Source organism: Bacillus sp. BHET2, from assembly GCF_005938125.1.
GTDB lineage: Bacteria > Bacillota > Bacilli > Bacillales > Bacillaceae_B > Rossellomorea.
On record NZ_VCQN01000003.1, the window covers coordinates 235617 to 258089 of the forward strand.

20 protein-coding genes and 1 riboswitch are annotated in these 22473 nt (G+C 42.5%); of the genes, 7 read left to right on the forward strand and 13 right to left on the reverse strand.

Features of this window, described 5'->3' with window-relative positions; translation table 11 throughout:
- Nucleotides 1–24: 24 nt before the first annotated feature.
- From FGG79_RS22355 to FGG79_RS13800, 4 genes are all read left to right on the forward strand, one after another.
- Complete coding sequence (locus tag FGG79_RS22355) at nucleotides 25–138, forward strand: RAxF-45 family protein (RefSeq protein WP_098351140.1); 114 nt, start codon at nucleotides 25–27, stop codon at nucleotides 136–138.
- Between the two features lie 229 nt (nucleotides 139–367).
- Complete coding sequence (gene abc-f / locus FGG79_RS13790; protein ID WP_138779282.1) at nucleotides 368–2248, forward strand: ribosomal protection-like ABC-F family protein; 1881 nt, start codon at nucleotides 368–370, stop codon at nucleotides 2246–2248.
- Between the two features lie 88 nt (nucleotides 2249–2336).
- Nucleotides 2337–3311, forward strand: a complete 975-nt coding sequence (locus FGG79_RS13795; RefSeq protein ID WP_138779283.1) for an NAD(P)/FAD-dependent oxidoreductase — start codon at nucleotides 2337–2339, stop codon at nucleotides 3309–3311.
- A 191-nt stretch (nucleotides 3312–3502) separates the two neighbouring features.
- Nucleotides 3503–4570, forward strand: a complete 1068-nt coding sequence (locus FGG79_RS13800; protein ID WP_138779803.1) for a nitric oxide synthase oxygenase — start codon at nucleotides 3503–3505, stop codon at nucleotides 4568–4570.
- 78 nt (nucleotides 4571–4648) lie between these two features.
- Here FGG79_RS13800 and FGG79_RS13805 read toward each other — a convergent pair whose 3' ends face one another.
- The 11 genes from FGG79_RS13805 to FGG79_RS13855 all read right to left on the reverse strand — a co-directional run bounded on the left by FGG79_RS13805 (nucleotide 4649) and on the right by FGG79_RS13855 (nucleotide 15589).
- Nucleotides 4649–4876 carry a hypothetical protein gene (locus FGG79_RS13805; RefSeq protein ID WP_138779284.1) on the reverse strand — a complete coding sequence of 76 codons (228 nt, stop codon included), beginning with the start codon at nucleotides 4874–4876 and terminating at the stop codon, nucleotides 4649–4651.
- Between the two features lie 88 nt (nucleotides 4877–4964).
- Nucleotides 4965–5612 (reverse strand): class F sortase, encoded by a 648-nt coding sequence (locus FGG79_RS13810; protein ID WP_138779285.1) that lies wholly within the window; start codon nucleotides 5610–5612, stop codon nucleotides 4965–4967.
- A 74-nt stretch (nucleotides 5613–5686) separates the two neighbouring features.
- Complete coding sequence (locus FGG79_RS13815) at nucleotides 5687–7039, reverse strand: copper amine oxidase (protein ID WP_138779286.1); 1353 nt, start codon at nucleotides 7037–7039, stop codon at nucleotides 5687–5689.
- 357 nt (nucleotides 7040–7396) lie between these two features.
- Nucleotides 7397–8113 carry an anti-sigma factor gene (locus FGG79_RS13820; RefSeq protein ID WP_138779287.1) on the reverse strand — a complete coding sequence of 239 codons (717 nt, stop codon included), beginning with the start codon at nucleotides 8111–8113 and terminating at the stop codon, nucleotides 7397–7399.
- Nucleotides 8110–8673: an RNA polymerase sigma factor gene (locus FGG79_RS13825; RefSeq protein ID WP_138779288.1), complete on the reverse strand. Its 564-nt coding sequence runs from the start codon at nucleotides 8671–8673 to the stop codon at nucleotides 8110–8112. The genes FGG79_RS13820 and FGG79_RS13825 overlap by 4 nt, the downstream gene beginning before the upstream one ends.
- 191 nt (nucleotides 8674–8864) lie before the next feature.
- Entirely contained in the window at nucleotides 8865–9869 is a 1005-nt protein-coding gene (gene mreBH, locus FGG79_RS13830; RefSeq protein WP_138779289.1) for a rod-share determining protein MreBH, read from the reverse strand.
- A 378-nt stretch (nucleotides 9870–10247) separates the two neighbouring features.
- Nucleotides 10248–11906 (reverse strand): methyl-accepting chemotaxis protein, encoded by a 1659-nt coding sequence (locus tag FGG79_RS13835; protein WP_138779291.1) that lies wholly within the window; start codon nucleotides 11904–11906, stop codon nucleotides 10248–10250.
- 22 nt (nucleotides 11907–11928) lie between these two features.
- The gene (locus FGG79_RS13840) at nucleotides 11929–12906 is read right to left on the reverse strand and encodes a BMP family lipoprotein (RefSeq protein WP_138779293.1); all 978 of its coding nucleotides are present in this window, start codon (nucleotides 12904–12906) and stop codon (nucleotides 11929–11931) included.
- Nucleotides 12907–13257: 351 nt separating this feature from the next.
- On the reverse strand, nucleotides 13258–13761 hold the full coding sequence (locus tag FGG79_RS13845; protein WP_138779295.1) for an acyl-CoA thioesterase: 504 nt from the start codon (nucleotides 13759–13761) through the stop codon (nucleotides 13258–13260).
- 89 nt (nucleotides 13762–13850) lie between these two features.
- A complete protein-coding gene (locus FGG79_RS13850) occupies nucleotides 13851–15044 on the reverse strand; it encodes a NupC/NupG family nucleoside CNT transporter (protein ID WP_138779297.1) in 1194 nt (397 codons plus the stop codon).
- 146 nt (nucleotides 15045–15190) lie between these two features.
- Nucleotides 15191–15292, reverse strand: a riboswitch (purine riboswitch).
- A 168-nt stretch (nucleotides 15293–15460) separates the two neighbouring features.
- On the reverse strand, nucleotides 15461–15589 hold the full coding sequence (locus FGG79_RS13855) for a DUF2639 domain-containing protein (protein WP_138779299.1): 129 nt from the start codon (nucleotides 15587–15589) through the stop codon (nucleotides 15461–15463).
- 308 nt (nucleotides 15590–15897) lie between these two features.
- Here FGG79_RS13855 and FGG79_RS13860 point away from each other — a divergent pair, with 308 nt between their 5' ends.
- Nucleotides 15898–17082: a hypothetical protein gene (locus FGG79_RS13860; RefSeq protein WP_138779301.1), complete on the forward strand. Its 1185-nt coding sequence runs from the start codon at nucleotides 15898–15900 to the stop codon at nucleotides 17080–17082.
- Between the two features lie 33 nt (nucleotides 17083–17115).
- Entirely contained in the window at nucleotides 17116–18570 is a 1455-nt protein-coding gene (locus FGG79_RS13865) for a hypothetical protein (protein ID WP_138779303.1), read from the forward strand.
- A 42-nt stretch (nucleotides 18571–18612) separates the two neighbouring features.
- Here FGG79_RS13865 and FGG79_RS13870 read toward each other — a convergent pair whose 3' ends face one another.
- Nucleotides 18613–19902 (reverse strand): MDR family MFS transporter, encoded by a 1290-nt coding sequence (locus FGG79_RS13870; protein ID WP_138779305.1) that lies wholly within the window; start codon nucleotides 19900–19902, stop codon nucleotides 18613–18615.
- 186 nt (nucleotides 19903–20088) lie between these two features.
- Here FGG79_RS13870 and FGG79_RS13875 point away from each other — a divergent pair, with 186 nt between their 5' ends.
- Nucleotides 20089–20670 carry a DUF6944 family repetitive protein gene (locus FGG79_RS13875; protein ID WP_138779307.1) on the forward strand — a complete coding sequence of 194 codons (582 nt, stop codon included), beginning with the start codon at nucleotides 20089–20091 and terminating at the stop codon, nucleotides 20668–20670.
- A gap of 361 nt (nucleotides 20671–21031) precedes the next feature.
- Here the strand turns inward: FGG79_RS13875 and FGG79_RS13880 are convergent, their stop codons facing one another.
- The gene (locus FGG79_RS13880; RefSeq protein ID WP_138779309.1) at nucleotides 21032–22264 is read right to left on the reverse strand and encodes an aminopeptidase; all 1233 of its coding nucleotides are present in this window, start codon (nucleotides 22262–22264) and stop codon (nucleotides 21032–21034) included.
- Nucleotides 22265–22473 lie beyond the last annotated feature (209 nt).

Consider the following 22473-nt stretch of genomic DNA (forward strand, 5'->3'; position numbering starts at 1 on the left):
AATGGAGAAGGAGGTGGAATTGAGATGAATCGTTCTGTAGGATTGCGTGGGAAGTATTTAGACTATATTTACATTTGCCGTGCAATTTTTCATGCATTTGCGTTCAAGGGGACACGTATGCCCTTTTTCAGCAAATGAATATGAATACTGAACGGTAAGAGGTCTCAATTCCAATCACTTTTCTATAAAGAATCGGAAAGAGGGGGCGTTTTCGCTCTCTTTTTTTGTACCTTCTTTTTACAAAAGGGGGAAGTGCGGTGCAATTCATCCCGCATTTCCATAGCCACAAGAGAGCCTTCTGCTCTCTCGTGGCATTTTTTTTTATGAACCTCTTACCTCTAAATAGATATCAGAAAGGAAGAGGAAGATGATTATTTGCAGCGCACAGGAATTAAGTAAAATGTTTGGAGGCCATTTAATATTTGAAGAATTATCCTTTGAGATACCGGAAAAGGCACGAATTGGATTGGTTGGTCGGAATGGGTCAGGAAAAACGACGATCTTTAAATTATTATCCGGGGTGGAAGCGCCTGATAAAGGCCTTATTCATCTTAAGAAGGGAGCGAAGGTAGGATATCTCGCTCAAATTCCCCAATACGAAGAGGGCACGAAAGGAATGGATGTATTACGCTCGGCGTTTTCCGATTTAATCAAATCCGGTGAACGGTTAAAAGAGTTGGAAATCGAAATGGGGGCAGAACAGGATCCGGATACTCTCAATCGATTATTAGACGAATACGGAAAGATACAGGATCAATTCACCCTTGCCGGGGGATATGAAATCGACTCGACTATTTCGAAAATCGTGAATGGACTGGGTATAGGTGATCTAGTGGAGAAGGAGTTCAATGACTGCAGCGGCGGAGAGCAAACAAAACTTTGTTTAGGTCTGATCCTTCTCGAAAAGCCGGACCTGTTGCTGCTGGACGAACCGACGAACCATCTGGACATCGGGGCCGTCGAGTGGCTGGAGGACTTTTTGAAAGAGTATGAAGGCACCGTGTTGTGCATTTCTCATGACCGCTATTTTCTCGATAACGTCATTACGAAAGTGTATGACTTAGAGGACGGAGAGTTAACGATTTATCATACAGACTATTCCGGATTTGTGAAAGAGAAGGAAGAGAACTTGATGATTGAATTCCATGCGTATCAGGAACAACAGAAAAGAATCAAGAAAATGAAAGAGGCAATAAAAAGGTTAAGGGAATGGGCTAATCAAGCCAATCCTCCTAACGAAGCCCTTCACAAACGAGCACGGAATATGGAAAGAGCATTGGAACGGATGGAGAAGATCAAACGACCTATTTTGGATCGGAAGAAAATGGGGTTAGAATTTGAAGAAACGGACCGAAGTGGTAAAATCGTGTTTTCCATGGAGGAGGTTTCAAAATCTTATGGAGAGAAAACGCTCTTTCAGGATGCCAGTTTTCTCGTTCATTTCAAAGATCGTACAGCAATTGTCGGTCAAAATGGAACAGGGAAGTCGACCATCATTAAAATGCTTCTTGGAGAAGAAACCGCAGATGCAGGTAAGGTGAAAATCGGAAGTAATGTGAAGCTTGGTTACCTCTCACAGCACTTTACGGTAGCTGACCCAAATGTCCGGCTGATTGATGCATTCCGTGAAGAAGTCACTGTTGCAGAGGGGGATGCCCGCCATATTCTCGCCAAGTTTTTATTTTATGGACCGAATGTGTTTCGAAAAGTAGGTCAGCTTAGCGGAGGAGAGAAAATGAGGCTCCGTCTTGCCCAGTTGATGCATCAGGATATTAACTTCCTAGTCCTCGACGAACCGACCAACCATCTGGATATCGACTCACGAGAAGTATTGGAAGATGCACTGGAGGATTTTAAAGGCACGATTTTAGCTGTTTCTCATGATCGATACTTTTTGAATAAGCTGTTTAAGAAAACGTATTGGATTCAAAAAGGTAAGCTTTACTTCTTTGACGGGCCTTATAGCTGGGCGAAGGAGAAGCTTCCTGCAATCGCTCCACAGGAAGAACCGGTCGCAGTACCTGTGATAAAAGAGGTACCGGTAAAAGCAACGGCGAAACAAAGGTCTCGAACACTGGAGGATATCGAAGCAGACCTTGAGCAGTTGGAAGAAGAAATCTACGCTATTGATGAAAGACTCCTTACCCACGAGGACTTGGATGTTCTCCAGGAACTGTACAAGGAGAAAGAACAGAAAGAATCGGCTCGTGACAGAATGTATCAGGAATTAGATGGATTAATGGCTTAGAGTGGAGGGGGGATGATATGGAAGACATCTCCCTTCCATTATTTCAATGCAACTTCGTATAATGTAAGAACAGGAAGGAAGAGATCACATGTCGACGAAAGAAGTAATAATAGTTGGAGGCGGTTTGTCAGGAATCATGGCTGCCAGAACGCTGCTCGAAAATGGAATCAAGGATATCCTCATTGTTGAAAAAAGCAGGAGTGTGGGGGGGAGGCTTGCCACAAGGCGGCTTGAAGATGGAAAAGCCGATCACGGTGCTCAATTTTTCACCGTCCGCTCGCCAGAACTCCAAAGAGACGTAGAAGCTTGGCTCGAATCGGGCTGGGTGAAAAAGTGGTTCGGAGCCCCCTACCCCCGGTATACGTCCGTCAACGGGATGAATGCACTATCCAAGAAACTGGCTGAGGCTCTGCCTACGCAACTGAATACAAAGGTATCTTCCATTAACGACATGAGGGACGGACCTTTAGAAGTGGAACTGGATAGTGGAGAGAAAATTCTGTGCAAGCATTGTATTATTACTGCACCAGTGCCTCAGGCACTCACATTGCTTTCTGAGATGGAGGTTTCTCAACTATCGCATATAACATTTGCTCCTTGTTTCGTCGGCATGTTCACCTTTGATGGGGAAAGCCGTGTACCATCACCTGGTCATCTTGATGAACAGGTGCCATCAGGGGTAGAGAGAGTCGTTGATCACCGGAAGAAGGGGATTTCGTCTACGGTGACAATAAGTGTATATATGACCGGGGAGTGGTCGAAGAAACGCTTTAACCTCGGTGATCAGGAGATTTCAGCTGAAATTCAAAAGGTTGCAGCACTTTACCTGGATAAGGACAGCACAATTATTGAAGCCCAATTGAAACGATGGAGATATGCAGAAGCCGAGGAAGTCATGCATACCCCTTATATGGAAGTGGGGGAGGGTTATCGGGTCGTCGTATGCGGGGATGCCTTTTTGCGTGAAACCGATGAATCAGGGCGGACACGCTTTGAAAGTGCTTATTTGTCAGGGGTTTCAGCGGGAGAGAGAATCATTGAGAAGCTCAAGGGGGAGAGTTGAATGAGCTGTAAGAAGAGTCCGCAAACAAAGGCGGTAATTAGCTTTATATACCAAGGGGAAAAGTACTGAAACGCTAGAATTCAACGGTTGTTCAAATGTACCAAGGAAAAATGCATGGGAAAAATGGTATACTTGAAGGTACAGTATGCGCTGAATAAGATAGTAGGGAAGCGATTATATTGACACCGATTATGGATGAGGCGAAGGCCTTTATTGCACAGTGTTACCAGGAACTGAATAAAAGCGAGGATGAAATGACGCTTCGTATAAAACAAATAGAAGATGAACTGGAAACAGAAGGAACATATACTCATACCCAGGAAGAGCTTGTACACGGAGCGAAGATGGCCTGGAGAAACAGCAATCGTTGCATCGGCCGCTTGTTCTGGAATTCGTTGAATGTATTTGACGAACGGGAAGCCACGACAGAGGAGGATGTGTTTCAAGCATTGGATCGTCATATGGATTTTGCGTCCAATGGTGGCAGGATCCGTCCTACCATTACGGTTTTCAGACCGTCCCAACCGAACAAGCCCGACATTCGATTATGGAATCATCAATTGATCCGGTATGCAGGCTATGAGGAAAATGGTCATTACACGGGTGACCCCCATTCCATCGAGTTCACAAGAAAATGTCAGGAACTTGGCTGGAAAGGAGAGGGGACGGACTTTGACATTCTTCCTTTTGTCGTGCAAATCGGGGATCATGCCCCGCAGCTGAGAGATATCAATTCTCAATGTACACTGGAAGTTCCTCTTCGTCATCCGGAATTTGATTGGTTCTGGGAGCTTGGGTTGAAGTGGTATGGAATTCCGATCATTTCGGATATGGAATTGAAGATCGGGGGCATCTCGTACAAAGCAGCTCCATTTAATGGCTGGTACATGGAAACTGAAATCGGCGCTCGGAATCTGGCCGATGAAAATCGATATAACCTTCTCCCTAAAGTAGCCAGCTGCTTGGGTCTTGATACGTCAAGAGCGGCAACATTATGGAAGGATAAAGCACTGATTGAATTGAACATTGCTGTGCTTCATTCATTTAAAGAAGATGGGGTCAGCATTGTGGACCATCATACGGCTGCACAGCAGTTCCGTTTATTTGAAGAGAATGAGAAGAATGCCGATCGTGATGTGACGGGAGATTGGACCTGGTTGATTCCTCCTGTGTCACCTGCAACGACTCATATATTTCATAAAGAATACAATAATTCTTGGAATTCCACGAATTATTTCTATCAGGATGGACCTTATTAAGGAAAAGCTGTTTTCTGTATCATGCAGAAGACAGCTTTTTTTAAAGTCTGCTCTTTTTCAATGCTATGGAAGTGCCGACTATAAGGTGAACGGCGGCCGTTTGGACACCTCATAATATTGAAACCAAAACCTGAACTCATCGAATAAAACAGGTCTATCGAAAGTAAAGTTCTCAAAGAAATCCTCCAGTAATTCGGTGTCAGCATCGTCCATGATCCCTGTCACGTATAAAGGAGTCTTAAAACGCCTATACAGATCCTCATACCCATAAAAGCTAAAGAGATCTTCTAATTGCTGATCGTTCATGGTTACCACCTTCCTTACTAATAGGGTTTCTTTTCCTTTTAAAAATATCCATAAAAAAACAGCATGAGGTGGAGTCCATGCTGTTTTTTTATGATTTTAATTCAGTATAGACAACCAGTCGCTTACTGTAGTTTCGGGATGATCGGTCGAAGTCACCCGTACATGTGATCAGATTAAGGGAGCTTGCCGCAGAGTATCCGAAAATGGACTTCAGGGGAGATTCATCCCATGGATATTCTTTCTTATCCAACACAACAAATGTTCGCTTTTCACCATCTTTATCTTTGAGAATGATTTCATCGCCCTTTGAAAGCTTGTTCAGATTATAAAAGACAGCTGGGCCATTCCGGCTATCCACATGGCCACCGATCACGGCATTGCCGGGTTCCCCTGGCTTATATCCGCTTTGGTACCAAGCAGTTGTCTCAAAGCTTTCTGTTACGGCCATTTCACCGTTTTCTTTCAAGCCAACCGCTTCTATAGATGTAGAAACATCAATCGCCGGGATTTCAATCGTAGCCGGTACAATTCCGCTACGTTGGTCTTTAATGATGGTATCTGCATAAGGAGAAGGGGTAGTGGTAGTAGTGGCCATCTGAGCTTTTGGCTTTTCCTGTTTCTCTGCTGTTTGTATAGTTGAATGTTCATCAACTGTGGAATTTGAACTAAATCCTGCAGAGCACGCAGATATGGGCAATAGTACAAGCACAAGTAGTACAACCCTCATAGTATACATTATGTGAAGCCACTCCTTTCATCTTCACACTGGGGGACGGACCTATTGTAGGTCCGTCCCTCTCATGTTAAAGATTATTGTTTGTGTGAAGCGTATTTTTTCATTCCAAGAGTTGTTCCACCAGCGATGATCAGTAGGGCTGCAAGAAGGAATTCGAACGGGAATTCGTTTCCGTCAGCTGCTCCACCCATACCAGTGTTCGGCATTTCAGAAGGCATGTTCGCTTTGAATTTGTCAGGGAATTGATCAGTGAACGCACCTGATAATCCTTTTGCAGGGTTTAACATATGCTCATACGCCATACGGATTCCATCCCAAGCTTCTTCATAGTCACCAGCTGCATAGCTGTCAAATGCACCGGTTAATTGTTCTACGTGCATTTGAAGTCCGTCTGCAAGAGCATCAGATTTCAAACGTCCGTCTGTTGCTGTTTCAAGGAAATTTGAGAATTCTGCACGGTAACCATCAAGATTCTTGATCGCTTCTTCTTTAGCTGCTTCATCTTCAGCACCTGTTGCTTTTACATAGTCTACGAAGAATCCGATGTGTTTTGACCACATTTCTTTGAATTGGTTACCAGCTTCTTCACCATATACTGAAGCGATGGCTGCAGATAGGTCTTCTGTGTTAGCATTCAGTGCACCAACGGAAGCGTCAAAGTCTTTTGAACCGTCGATTCCGTTTTGCATTGCCATTGTTGCTAGGGCAGCATGCTCAGTTAATAGATGGTTAAGAGTGGAACGTAAATCCGTTGCAGGAGTTACCGCCATTGTGTTTTCAAATTTGTCTGGATATTGATCAGTAATCGCACTAGAAAACCCTTTTGATACCATTGCCATATGTCCGATGGCTTCTCTCTCGTATTCGTAAGCCTTTTCGTAGTCACCTGCTACATAACTATCAAATGCGCCGATCAACTGGTTGATATGCATTTGAAGTCCTTCTGCTAAACTATCAGATTTCAAACGTTCACCTGTTGCCGTTTCAAGGAAATTAGAGAAATCTTCTCTATATCCTTCCAGATTCTTAAGGGCTTCATCTTTTGCAGCCTGGTCGTTAGCACCCGTTGCTTTCACATAATCAACGAAGAATCCGATGTGATTGGTCCAGATTGTGTTAAATTGGTTACCGGCTTCTTCACCATATACAGAAGTGATCGCCCCTTTTAAGTCGGCTGCGTTATCATTTAAAGCACCAGCTGCTGCATCGAAATCTTCAGCGCCTTCAGCTCCACGTCTCATTGCTTCAACAGCTAAGTATGCATGCTCAGTAAGTAAGCGATCTAATGTCGTTCTTAATTCCCCTGCGGGAGTATCTACTTTCATCATAGAATGATCTTCACCGTTATGTGCTGATACAGCACCTGCAGTTGGAATTAATAACGTCATACTTAATGGGATGGCTAAATAACTTTTTTTCATTTTCATAATCGAATCTCTCCTTTTTTGTTTTTATATTTTCATAGAGCTAACGACAGAAGTTGAACCATGGATCACTTTTTTGAAATTTATTTCTATTCTTTTTAATTTCGGGTTAAAAGTGGGGTGTCAAAAAATAACAAGAATAACGCGTCTTTAACTATGTAGCCCCATTAAAAAGGAGAAAGCATTCTGTTTCTTCGACTGTTCAACATTTGTACAACTTCTGTTATATAGGACTTAATTCCCTAGTGAAAATTCCTCAAACATTTCGATAGGCGAAAAATATGAAATAAAAACAAATAGAAATGAAAAAAAGCCCGGCAGTATTGAGCTGCCGGGCGAAAAACTATTATAAGAACTTTTTTATATTTCCGAAGCTAATACAATGTCTCCCTGAGGAAGTTGACTGTTCGCATCCGGCTCGAGGGTGATGGCGACCGTATCCCAGTCTTTCTTCGTGAACTCTTCGTTAAACTTGAATACGACGGAACCTTTTCCATCCTTGCTGGTTACAAACGTACCAGCGCGCTCAGGTTTATCATCTTTTATGAGCCATACTTGATATACTTCTTCGTTAGAAAGATTTTGCAGCTCAGAAGCCTGGACCACCATGCTTGTTTGTGCACCCTGTTTAATGATACTTGCTGTACCCTTGGCGTTTCCGCTAACAGCTGCAAGATCGACATATTGAACAACCTGATCAATCGTTGCTTGTTCGACGACTTCATTCTGATCTTCAATCTGTGTAACAAGATACGCATTCCCGATTAAGGAAAGAGCTAATGCGGCTGCGATAGATGGGAAGAACCATGCCTTCTTTTTCCTTTTAGCAAAAGGCTCGACATTTGTCGCTCTCTGCTCTTCACCTAGAATATTTGCAAAAACACGATCTTCCAGGTCCTTGGGAGGTTCGACAACATCAGATGCGAAAGGTAAGTAATCTGCTAACTGCTCCAGTTCTAGAAGTTCTTCTGGACATTGTGAACAGTTCTCCAGATGCTTTTCAAATTGGGATTTCTCGAGTTCAGATAAATGACCGTTGTAGTAGTCCAGTAAATGCTCGCATTGTTGTGTAGTCATTCGAATGTACCTCCTTTCCCTTTTAGACACGTGTGTAAATGTTTGAGAGCTAAACGAATTCTTCCTTTAACAGTACCTAGTGGAATGTCAGTAGATTCGGCAATGGATTGTTGTGTCAATCCTTTAAAATAAAATAATTGCACGATTTTCTGCTGATCATCCTTTAATGAGTGGATACAAGCCCTGATTGCTGCTCCTTTTTCCTTCCATTCTAATTGATCGTCCGGAGTGTCATAGGATACTTGTAGGGAGTCTTTCTCAATATATTCGACAGATTCATGTTTCTTGCGTTTACGAATCGCATCCAGGCAGGTGTTCCTCGTCATTGTTAACAGCCATGAAGAAAACTTTCCTTTACTGCGGTCATAAGGAGAGTGATTTTTCCAGAGTTTCATAAAAACCTCTTGAATCACTTCCTCTGCAATTTCTCTATCACCTGTCATTTTATAGGAGAAAGAATAAATCAGTTTTTCATATTGCTGATATAGCTGTCGTAATGCAGTTGAATCTTTGTCTAAAACTTGTTGATACAGTTCTATATCCTTACTTGCATTGGGCATAATACGCTCCTCGTCTTTGTCATAATACAATAAGGATACTAAACAACGGAGCTGAACTCAATTTTAATAAGCTAACGAATGAAATAAGTATTTGGATCACATATGTTTGAATAAATGATAGCGGGGTAAATAAATGGGTTTGGAGTTGAATACAAAAAAAAATCCCCCAACCAAATGGGGGATTGAATCTCTTATTTTACTTTTTGTAATTTGTGAATCACGGATAGGGATCGGCCTGTTCCGATTGCTACAGACTCCAATGGGTTTGGAGCTAAGTGAACCGGTACGACGATCTCTTGGCTTAACCAATCTTGTAGTCCATTGAGAAGGGCTCCGCCACCAGTTAAGATAACTCCGCGGTCAACAATGTCTCCACTTAATTCAGGGGGGCAATTTTCTAATGTTGCTCGAATCGTTTCCAAGATGTGAAGAAGAGATTCTTTCAATGCATCCTGGATTTCGTTGGATGAAAGTTCAATCGTTTTTGGAAGACCGGTGACTAGGTCTCGTCCGCGAATGTCCATCGTTCTTTCTTCATGATCAATCAGAGCTTGACCAACCTCGATTTTGACTAATTCTGCTGTTCGTTCACCTATGAGCAGGTTGTAACGTTTGCGCACATATTGGACGATATCCTCATCCATTTGGTCTCCGCCGATACGAATCGTATTACATGAAACAACACCACCATAAGAGATGATCGCAACTTCCGTTGTACCACCGCCGATATCAACGATTACGTTGGCAACAGGCTCTCCTACTGGTAAGTCTGCACCGATTGCGGCAGCAACAGGCTCTTCGATCAGGGTCACGGATTTCGCACCGCTGCCTCTCACGGCATCCTGGATCGCTCGTCGTTCGACACTTGTTGCACCTGAAGGCGTACAAACAACTACGGTTGGCTTGCGGATGGAGAAGCCTAATTTCTTACTCGCTTTTTTCATCACTTGCTTCAACATTTCAGTTGTCACGTCAAAGTCTGCAATCACACCATCTTTAAGGGGGCGCACAGCCACGATCTTTCCTGGTGTTTTACCGATCATGTTCTTAGCTTCAGTACCAACCGCCAATACCGTTTTATTTTCTGTGTCAATCGCCACAACGGATGGTTCATTAAGTATAATTCCTTTATTTTTACTATAAACAAGTATATTTGCAGTTCCTAAATCGATCCCAATTTCAGAGTTTGATAACATCAATATTCCTCCAACTATAAGAATTCTAGACAGTATAACCTTCTATACAGTATAGGAGATTTTTGTGGGTTATGAAGGTGGAGATATTTACCATCGACAAATTATTACAAACCATGACAAAAATGAAAGCGTTACGATATAAAAAGAAGGTTATCAAATAGGGGTTTTATATACCTATGGGTGTATGTGGGGACGGACCTTTCTTTTATGTACGTCAAAAAAATTTAAACGTTCTGTAATAATTAGAGGGGTGTTTTAGACTAGTTGAATGGTTGTGAATGAGACATTGGACTACCTAAAAACATGAATATCAGCGAATCAGCAATATCTCTACTATCAAAAAAAGAAAATGCCCCACCAAGAGGCATTTTCCCACAATCAAAGCGTGAACCGCTCTAATTCTTTCTTCATTTCAACGGTCATAACGTTCAACTGACCAACTTGTTCATTCATTTGCTCAAAGTAACGGAGTTGTTCTTCGGTAGAAGAAGAAATCTCTTCTGTTCCGGCAGCTGTTTCCTCCGTAATGGCAGAAATATTTTCGATTGCGGCAATCACTTGATTGGTACGCTCGGTGGAAGCATGCATCCCGTCTTCAAGCTTGGTAAGGTTCTCAAATATGGTAGACACATTTCCGGAAATCTCTTCAAATGCATTCTCCGTCACACTCATGGAGTCCACTTGCTGAGTAGAAAGGGATTTCCCCTTTTGTGAAGCATCCATAATAGAATGGATTCCGTTCTTAATATTTCCGACCATGCTGCCGATGCGCTCGGTGGCAACAGAAGAGTCTTCTGCAAGCTTCCGGACTTCCTGGGCAACGACTGCAAATCCTTTTCCAGCATCACCTGCACGGGCGGCTTCGATGGCAGCGTTCAGTGCCAGAAGGTTGGTTTGGTCGGCAATTTCTCTGACTGCCTGGGCAGCATTCTCGATTTCCCCTGTGTACTGGGCAAATGATTCGACTGACTCCATGATTGTAGACGATGAGTCGGCGATCATTTCAGCAAATTGCTGCTGTTTATTTAATGAAGTCCGGCCGTGGTCGACAGATTCAAGTGCCACTTTACTGCTTGATGATGATTGGCTGCTTTGTTGGACATTTAGGGCAAAATCATCGCCCATAACAGCCATGAGAGCAGCCGTGGATTGGATATCTTCAGAAATGGATTGACTTCCTTTTGCCAGTTCCTCGGTAGACAGTGCAACTTGATTGCTGCTTTCTGATAAACTCTCCATTTGGGAGCGAACATCCTGGGTGAACCTCTCGACATTTGATCCTATGTCATGAACGGATTGAACCGTATTCCGGAGATTTTCTACCATATGATGAAAAGCGGTTTGGAGTTTATCCACTTCGAATCGACTGTTTTTCTCTTTAACCGAGTCAATCGTAATCGTAAGGTCTCCATCTGCCATTTTTTCAGCATTCTGAACCATGAGATTCAATGGGTTGACGATGCGTCGTGATAGAAGATTCGATGCTGCAAGAGAAAGGATTGCAGCAATGATGAAACCGATAATCGACGCCCAGACGATAAACTGGATTTTACTCTTGTTGTCTTTTTGGAGATTTTGATACCAGTCGTTTGTTTGTTTATTTAATAGGTACATATCGTTCAGTACCCCGGAAATGCGGATCGATTGCCGTTTGATTTCGGCTTTGTTCATTTCACTGAGTGCTTTATCGGAAACAGCTTTTAAATCAGTGAACTTCGTTTCGATGGTGGACAAAGTATCTTGTTGCTTCTTTACAGAAATGATCTTTTTTAGATCAGATATTTGTGTGGAGGTTTCTTCCAATAGCCCATCTACCATTTGCTTATTTTCCTCAGTTGAATTGACCGAGTAGTTAGATAGGGCTTGTTTGGTGACAACCAAATCGCCTCGTAGTGTTTCTGTTTCAAGCAGCACCTGAACGTCTTCGTTCGCGGAATTTTGCAGTGAAATCAATTGTGAAACGATATAGCCAATGATTAAGGTAGAAAGGATAAGGGGGATCAGCCCCAATATCAATAAACGTTTTTTTAGTGCCATAAAATTGCTCCTTAGGTGAGATTTATTGCATGTTAACGGTGATGTCTCCTGAAATGATCTTGTTTTTTGCCTCTTCTAGTTGTTTCGTTTCTTCTTTAGAAAGGGTGATGACACGGATCGGGGCTAACCCTACCCCGTCTTCTTTCAGTCCGAGTTCATATGCATGCTGAGAGATTTCGTTCGTTGTAATCAGCTCTTTCGTCAGGTTGAAAACAGCGTTATCGATTTTTTTGACCATGGAAGTGGCTACTGACTTCTCTGCAATGAAGTATTGGTCTGAATCGACGCCACCTGATAAAATGCCTGCTGATTGCGCAGCCTGAATCGCTCCGACCCCAGTGAAACCGGCGGCAGGATAGATGAAGTCTGCACCTTGTTTTATTTGCTTCTCCGCTATGTTGCGTCCTAATTCGGAATCACCGAAGTTGTTGGCAATATCTTTTACTATTTTAATAGAAGGATTGATATACTTGGCACCTTGTTCAAAGCCTAGTTCAAAGCGTTGGATGACAGGTACATCTGCTCCACTGATGAATCCGAGCGTTTTTGTTTTCGATTTCATTGCGGCAACCATCCCTAGAAGGAAGCTTCCTTCATGTTCCTTGAATGTAATCGATGTTATATTATCCAGTTCAGAAAACCCGTCTATTAATAGAAACTTTTGGTCAGGGTTTTCTTTTGCTATTTTTTCAATAGGGTCCTGAATCGAAAATCCGAGTCCGATTACAAGATCATGTCCCTGATCAACAAGTTCCTGAAGGGCTTCTTCAAAATTGCCGTCTGGTGCTTCTCTATAATCAAATAAAATACCTAATTCATCCCGGGCACGTTCCAGTCCTCTGAATGCCGAATCATTAAATGATCCATCCCCAAGTCCCGTATCCGAGAGAAGGATTCCAATACTTTGCTGTTTTTCTTTGCTGGCTTCTTCTTTTTTAGGTGTAGAACATCCCGCCACAACAAGAGTGACAAGAAGAAACAGACTGATTATTTTCTTCAAACCGTTACCTCCAAATATAATAATAAGACACTTATCATGTCCGTACCTCTCTATTATCGGAGGGACGGACCTTTTTTGAAGGGGAAGTGGAAAAAAAGTGATGGGCAGATGGGAGTGGACTATTTATCTGGGTATGTAGCTTCTCAGATCGGATAGGGGGTGAGAGGTTTTGCGGAGGGGTCATTGATGGGGACTATCATTGAGGGATAACGGCGAAATCATGATTTTATCGGCGGAATTTTCAATATAACGGCGAAATCACACCACTTATCGGCGAAATCACGATTTTAACGGCGAACGCCAGCTTTTCATAAAAAAAAGAGATGCTCTAAAGCAAGCATCTCCGGAAAATTAATAGGCTTTGCGGAAAAAATCCGCTAACTCTTCACTATGTTTTTTGCGTGCTTTACGGTGATCGGCACGGTTTTTGGCTGTTTCATTCAGCCATTTTTCTTCTTCTGTTTCAGGAACGACTTCAGGTATGATGGCTGGCTTATTGCCTTCCAATGCGACGAAGGTCAGGAAGGAAATGGCCGCTACATTGGTTTCTCCTGTGAGAAGGACTTCCGAAGTCACTTTCACACAAATCTCCATAGAGCTTCGTCCGGTATAGGTGACGATCGCTTCTAACGTTACGGCATCCCCGACTTTAATAGGCTGAAGAAAGTCGACGGAATCAGTGGAAGCCGTTACGACGGACTTGCGGGCATGTCGGGTTGCGGCAATAGAAGCCACATCGTCTATATAGGCCATCAGTTTTCCACCAAACAGAGTACCGTGATGGTTCGTGTCCGGCGGAAGAACGTGGGTCGTTTTATTTGTTTTCGTTTCTTTCATAAATTTTTTTTCTCTCAATGGATTCACCTTCCGTTATCAATATGAAAAAAGATTGCTACCTTCTACTATTCACTAAATGACGATGGAAGAAACATGATTAGAAAAAATTATAGAAATATACTAATGATAATAGCAGTGATAAAGCTAGCCAGAGTGCCTGCAAGGACAGCTTTTAAGCTCAACTTTGAAACCATAGGACGTTGAGTCGGCTCCAGTGAACCAAGTCCGACGATCAACTGTCCGATGGAAGACAGGTTGGCAAAGTTACAAAGTGCAACAGAAAGAATCGCGATGGTTTTCGGTGAAAGCTCGTTCATCATGCCTGATAACTCTTTGTATGCCACAAATTCATTCACTGAAAGTTTCGTTCCAATGATGGAAGCTGCACGAAATGCTTCATCCATCGGGATGCCTACCAATAAGGCGAATGGATAGAAGACGTAGCCGAATACCGTTGAAAGGCTAGTATCGACTATTCCTAATAATCCATTTACAGCGGCCAGGATACCGATGAACGCAATCAGCAGCCCACCAATGTTAATAGCCAATTGAGTTCCGCTAAGGGCACCTTCTGAAATAGCTTCAAAAACGTTCGTATGAGTAGTTTTTCCTAAAGAAATATCACCGTTCGTCTTGGATTCTTCTGTTTCCGGTTCGATGATCTTAGCCATGATAAGAGACACAATTGGAACACTGAACACAGATAGAAGCAGGAATTTCATATCAATCCCCATCAGGGAGTATCCGATCAGAATGGCTCCACTTGCCGATGCTGTTCCTCCGACCATCACGGCAAAGAGCTCAGAACGTGTTAATTTCTCTAAATAAGGTTTGATCAGTAAAGGAGCTTCTGCTAAACCGAGGAATGAATTCCCAATCGCATTGAATGATTCAACCTTTGTTGTCCCTAAGATCTTCCCTAATCCAATTCCGATATATTTCACGAAAAATGGGATGATTCGCAGATAATAAAGTGCTGAAATAAGGGCAGAAATAAAGATGATGGCTCCAAGAACATTTATCGCAAAAACGAAGGAGATGTTCGTGCCCTTTTCAAAGAATCCACCGAAGACAAACATAATTCCTTCATTACTGAAATCGATAACCTTCTGCACACCCAAAGCCGCTTTCTCCAATACTTTTTGTCCAAATGGAACCTTTAATACAAAAAGAACGAGTAAAAACTCAAGGCAAATGCCGATGACAATCGTGCGCCATTGGATGGCTGAACGGTTGCTACTCAAAATCCATGCTAAAAATAAAACGCCAAGTAAAGATAAGATGCCATACACCAAACTCATAATACCAATCCTCCAAAATAGTTTCTTCATCGAATCCTTCGTTTATGTCGTATGATGTCAGACTTCTCAAAAAGACAAATAAAAAAGTGCATGAAGACATTCTCTAATACACATAGGGAAAGTCTCCACACACAATGAATATAGCATATAGATAAGACTTTCCTTATAGTCCGGCACTTTACGGGTGCCAGGTAGAGACTTATGGTCCATATCACCATAGATATATAAGGAATTCGTATGAAGTTATGTTTGAAATATGTTCTTTACTCTATCACAGGAAGAAAGCTCATCACAACAATTTTTTTCGAAAAAACTGATGGCAAAAGGTGGTGGTTCATTTCTACTATAAAAAGAGGGACGGACCTTCATTCCTATGACCAGGTCATAGGAATCGAGGTCCGTCCCTCTAAATCTGTTTATTTTGTACGTTCTAATAGGTTTGCAAGAACGTGTTTTTTGTATGATTCAACATAGCGTTCTTCGTAGTGGCGTACGCCTGCTTTTTTTAGTTCGTGTACGTACCAGCCTTTGCTTCCTTTATGCATTGAAATCAACATCCTTTCTTTGCTTAGTAATGATTGGAATCTCCGACTAACTCTTCGCTTCCGAGCTACGTTAAGATTGCTTACGGTTGTACATTGTAACATCTCATTATTCAGGATAAAAGGGGTGGAAGGGAATTCTTCGGATTCATCCTTTTCTGAAAATTTTTCAGGGAAAATAAATTATTTTTGAAAAAATGTGATCCAAAATTGAACCATCTTCGTTAGCTTTGTGAAAATTGGATGGAGGGTGCCAGTATCAGGTACACCACACTCAATAAAAGCGAATCGGAAGGAGGTGACAAGACGCAGTGCAAAAACGCCTAATTCAGGCTTTGCTATTTCTGGGAGTCATCAGTATTCCTACCTTTGCTTCTGCAGAGGGCGGACTTCTCTCCAATGTGACAAAAGAAGTCAACGCTGTCACTGATGAAGCAACGTCAACAGTGAATGAGGCCGTATCCGCTCCTGACGAGGAGAAGGACAAACCTTCCACTGAAGAGAAAAGTACAACTTCAAAGGATGAGAATCAATCAAAAGGGAATTTACTTTCCAATACGGTTGATTCGGTGACAGAAACGGTTGATCATACGACTGGGACCGTTTCAAATACAGTCAATTCCGCAACCAAAACGGTCGGAAATACTGTAGACAAAACCGTCCAACGCACAACAAAACCGGTTGCTGATATCGTAGGGGACTCAGCGGCCCCTGTAACGGAAACGGTAAACAATACAACGAAGTCCGTTACAAATACTGTTGAAGAAACAACGAAAACGGTAACCAATTCAGTTGAATCGACGACCAAAACGGTCACGGACACGGTGGAAGAAACGACAGAACCTGTTACCGATTCTTTATCAGACGAAAAGCCTCTCCTGGAAGTCGACCTTTCAGATGACCCTGAAGTGAAAATGAATACAGGGGTTGTCGATACCGAGGTTTCCGAGGACCCAAAGGTAAAAGTGGACACTGGAATCGTTGAAACAGAAGTAAACGATGAGCCTTCTGTTGACAATAAGGTAGACGATGAAGAAAAAATGGAGAAAGAAGATGTTCAGAAGGAAACATTTAAACAAGATGTCCCTGCTGAATCATCATCTGAAGATACTGATGAAAAGCCCATTAAAATAAGCAAAGCAAAACAATTAAAAGATTCTATACTTACCAAACCGGCTAAAGTTGAGCCAAAGGAAACCTTCAAGGTTGAAGAACCGAAAAATCAGAAGGAACGTCCTTTCACGCCTACCAAGAAGATGGAACCGGTGTTAACGACAACAACCATGAATTCTACAAGTCAGTCTTCAACCACGAGTGGAATGAATGGGCAAGTCTCAGGATCTAGCTCTTCATGGTACTTGTCGGACCAGCAAGCAGTGGCCGTCAACTTCCAAAAAGCCAGTTTATATGAGAAAAAGAATCTCTATTATGATCAGTGGTTAAACGCACCACCGTCCCAACCACCTCAAGATTCTCTTCTTTTCAAAAGTATATAAACCTAAAAACTTTTAAAAGGAGAGAAAAATAAAATGAGAAAAAGCGTATTTAGAACATTAGTAATGACAGGTGGATTAGCAGCAAGTCTAGCAATCGGAGGTCACACAAGCTTAGCGGCAGGGAATGATTCACTGCTTAACAGCAACGATGGAATCCTTGAGGATATCAACATCCTTGATTCTGAAGATGGTCTATTAAAGGGATTGAACATCGGTGGATCAGACGAAGAATCGAATACGGATGCAAATGCGGATGCCCATGCAAACGTAGTAAACGAAACTGTCGTTGATGAAGAAAATGATTCTGTTACTACTAAAAATGGTGCGGAAGCTACTTCAGATGTAAACGCAGCTGTTGAAGGAGAAGATGAATCAGCAGAAGTGAATGCAGACACAGACGCAGCTGTTATGAACGAAACAATGGTAGAAGAAGATTCAGCTACTTCAAAAACAGAAGCAGGAGCGACTCAAGATGTAAACGCAGCTGTTGAAGGAGAAGACGAATCAGCAGAAGTGAATGCAGACACAGACGCTGCTGTTATGAACGAAACAATGGTAGAAGAAGATTCAGCTACTTCAAAAACAGAAGCAGGAGCATCTCAAGATGTGAATGCAGCTGTTGAAGGAGAAGATGAATCAGCAGAAGTGAATGCAGACACAGACGCAGCTGTTATGAACGAAACAATGGTAGAAGAAGATTCAGCTACTTCAAAAACAGAAGCGGGAGCGTCTCAAGATGTGAATGCAGCTGTTGAAGGAGAAGACGAATCAGCAGAAGTGAATGCAGAAACAGATGCTGGGATCATGAATGAAACAATGTACAATGAAGAAGATGATTCTTATGCTACTACTACTTCTGGAAACCTTACTTCTGGTCTAAATGCTTCTGCATCTGATGAAGATAATGAAGTAATGGCTGATGCTATGACCGATTCAAATGTTTGGGTAAGTGCTGAAAGCAGCGAAGACGATTCTTCTAAAGCGTCATTTGGTACTGAATCTACAAATGGTCTTGTATTGGGAACAGAAGATAAAGAAGATGGTGACTCGTCTAAAGTAGAAGCGATGAACGATACTTCTCTTATGACAACAGTTGAAAACAGCGACGACTATTCTAAGTTTGAAACAAACGTAGCGAACAACCTAATGCTAGGTGCTATGACGAACGATGAAGATAACGAGTCTGCTGCTACTGTCATGAACGCAGTTGAAGCAGGACTATGGGCTGAATCAATGGATTCTGAAGAAGAAGAGTATACGAGTGCCGGATTAAATGCTGGTACGGATACAACTCTTGGATTCTTGTCTTCTCATGAAGAAGATGAATCTTCTCTAATGTCTAACCTTGGTGTAAATGCAGATGCAAGCTACACTCAATGGGAGAATGAAGATTCTTCAGACTCTGAATTCAACCTTGGTCTTTCTACAGATCTTGGTCTAAATACAATGCTACAGTCTGATGATGAAGGTTCTAATTTAGGACTGTAATAGGAAGGAAAAGGAATGATCCACAATGGATCATTCCTTTTTTTAGTGAACAGCTTTTTTCATTTCCTGCTCTTCTTTTTCAAAACGCTCGAACATGACAAAGAAGAGTGCAGCACTAACTAGAGCAAGGATCGACAGAATGATAAACGTCCAATCATATCCTACATAAAGTGACAAGGTGATAGATAATGGCGCAATCGTTCTCGCAATCGTGAAGCGAAGGCTGGCAGCAGCAAAGTACTGTCCACGCATATGATCTGGCGCAAGCTTCGAGACGAAGCTTTGCTGAATACCGGCAGTCATCAACTCTGCGAAAGTGAATACTGCCATGCTGATGACAAACATCCACACAGAACTGGTCTGTCCAAACATAAAGATCGAAACCGCATAAATGATAGAAGACAGGATGAACACATTGCGCTCACGGAATTTCGTGATCCATCGCGTGATCACCACAGTAAGTAGGGCCACGAGGAACCCGTTTTCAGATAGAATTAAGCCGAATACCTGCTCACTTACGAGGGTCAATGACCAGTTATCGAAGCTGAACAGAGTGGCTTGGTCCACGACATCTTTAATATATACAGGAATCAACAGATCAAGTTGCATGAACGTTTGACCTACAAGAACACCAGCTAAAATAAACAATAAAAACGTTTTGTCTTTGAAAATAACACTGTAATCCCTGAATTGATCCGATATTACACTATGCCAGGCTTTCTTTTTTCCTTCAGTGACAAGAAGTTTGTTCTTATCAGTTGGTGCTGTTTCTCTTGTCATTTTATATAAAAGAAGAGCAAGGAGCATACATATAAGTGCGGCGGCAATTAAAAGTTGGAAACGGTAGTGGACATAGAAAATGCCTCCGAGTATCGGCCCGACGACCACCGCGATATTAATAGATGTGTAAAAGACTGCAAATACATGGCTTCGGTCCTTTTCATCCACCACATCAGCAACCATGGCCTGACTGGCCGGCCAATAAAACGAACCGAATACCCCGACTAAGCTAAAACAGATAAAGCCGATCATGGCAGAATCAAGCCATGGTGAACTGGCAAGTCCAAAGATTAAAAATGCTAAGCCTTGTCCGAACGCCGAGATAACCATCATTCGCTTACGCCCGAAGCGGTCCGCGCAGTAGCCACCCATTAGATTTGCCAGCACGGCAAATACTTGCGAAAGTACCAATAGTAATCCAGCCGTCTGCTTTCCGAATGAATCCGTGAAATAAATGGTCAAGAAAGGAAAAAACATCCAGAAAGTAATGTTAATCGCTGCTTCCCCAAACAGCCGGACCTTTAAATTACGATCCCAATCCCGTATTCTCATCTATATTCCTCCCCTCATGAAACACTAGATGAACTAGAATATCATAGCCTGATAGGACAATATAAACAAGACTCATTTACTGGTATTTACAAAATATTTACTCAAAGTGATTTCCGGGCTTGAGATACCAATTTCACCTTTTTGAATACATTAAAAGTACTGAGAGGAAAGGAACGGTGGACGGAGGTGATTGATAGGCTTATTCTCATTACTGGAGTGTGGACCCAGGTGGCCGGAACAGTGATTGCTGCGATCGGGGAAACCATGATTATTCGAGAAGAACGTTACGACCAGGAGCCTCTCGGACTACGATTAGTCTCCATCGGAAATGGATTTGAAGCCGCAGGAAACTCTTTGCAGGCGGTAGGTGCTGAAAAGCTTTCGGATGGTTCAATTGGTGAAAACTTCAGAGTGATAGGAGATTGGATTCAAGCATCTGGTAACGTAACCAACGTTATAGCGGCTGAGATGCAATTTGAAGGAGGGGAGCTGGAAGGCTTAAATCTTGATATATTCGGGGACACAGTTCAATCGATTGGTGCTGGCTTGGAAGCGTATGGAGCGACTTTGAGTACTAAAGAGTTTTCAAACCTTCTTGCTGCGGGAAATACCATTCAATCACTGGGGGCAGCCCTTGAAGCGATAGGAGAAGTATATATCGTAAACGAAATGAAGGAGTTAGGTTTGCAGATCACTGCATTCGGAAGCTATGCCCAGGCAGCAGGTGCTACAATTTCTGCGATTGCGTTGACGAAGCAGTACGGGTAGAGGGGAATATAGACTGGAATGGGTGTGAAAGGGACTAACTTTCTTGATATTTAGTATATGATAAGCTGGATTAATCTGTTGTGGGCCGGGAATTGCGTCATTTTCAAGGTTATTGCGTCAAAATAAAAATTTATGCGTCATTTTTTTGATATTTGCGTCGTTTTTGAATGGATTTGCGTCAAAAATTGAATTTATGCGTCTTTTTACAAAAGTATCCATTTGATTGAGCGCTCGATCAACCAAGCTCAACTCAACTCAACCAAACCCCAACCCCATACATAAATCGTCCACCACCACATCCTCAAAAAAATCCCCGAAGACAGCCAAAGCTTCCTTCAGGGATTTCCCAATGCATATTTACTTAAAACGCCCAACCGCCATCACGGAATACTGCTTCAGTCGAGCCGTCTTCTTTCACGCCGTCAATGTTCATTTTGTCTGAACCAATCATGAAATCAACGTGTGTGATACTGTTGTTCAAGCCGTTTTTCTCTAGCTCTTCTTCGCTCATTTTCTTGCCGCCTTCGATACAGAATGCATAAGCATTACCGATCGCAAGGTGATTTGAGGCGTTCTCATCGAATAATGTGTTGTAGAATAACACGTTCGATTGAGAGATAGGGGATTTATGTGGAACAAGGGCTATTTCTCCAAGGTAATGAGATCCTTCATCTGTATCCACAAGACGTTTCAGGATTTCTTCGCCTTCTTCTGCCTTTACATCCACAATTCGTCCGTTTTCGAATGTTATTGTGAAATTGTCAATCACGTTACCGCCGTAGCTAAGTGGTTTCGTACTTGATACTGTACCGTTTACACCCGTTTTTTGAGGAACCGTGAAGACTTCTTCGGTTGGCATGTTCGCCATGAAAGTAGTTCCTTCTTCGTTCACACTTCCAGCTCCTACCCATAGATGGCCTTTAGGAAGCTCGATGGTAAGGTCCGTCCCCGGAGCTGTGTAATGAAGTTTTTTGTAGTTCTTTTCGTTCAGGTATTCTACTTTTGTGTGAAGGTTTGCGTCATGGTCTTTCCAAGCTTGTACTGGATCAGCTTGGTCAGCACGAACCGCTTTGAAGATCGCATCCCATAATAGGTCTACTTGCTCTTCTTCAGAAGCATCCGGGAATACTTTTGCAGCCCAATTTTTAGAAGGCGCTGCAAGCACACACCAGCTCACTTTATCTGATTGAATGAATTGACGATATTTGGACATCGCTTTGCCGGCAACCTTCTGGAAGTTTGAAATACGTTCAGGATCGACACCTTTTAATAGGTCAGGGCTTGACGATACGATGCTCATGAAAGCAGCTCCGCCTTCAGCCAGCTCTTCCACTTCGCGTGCTTTCCACTGAGGGAACTCCTGGAATGCTTCGTCTGGAGCAAGATCGTATTTCGTGCGGTTGACCATATCGTCATTCCAGTTGACGTATACATGCTTAGCTCCTACTTCATAGGCTTTTTTTACTACTAAACGGACGAATTCTGCAGAATCGATGGACGTATTGATGACCAACGTTTGTCCCTTTTGGACATTCACTCCGACTTCTACAGCAAGACTTGCGTATTTCTCAAGATTTTGTTGGAAATTAGACATATGTATTCTCCTTTTTTCAGAATGTTCTATTACATTCTTATTGTATCAGTGCCTACACGGTTTGCAAGTGTTTACACCTATCTTTGTATCGTATGCAATACAATAAGAAAGTATTTGTGAGGTGCACGAAGAATATGAACGTTCTATGGCATTACAACATGAACATAGCATAGCTGCTGACAACTATACTATAATGATTGGAGCATGAT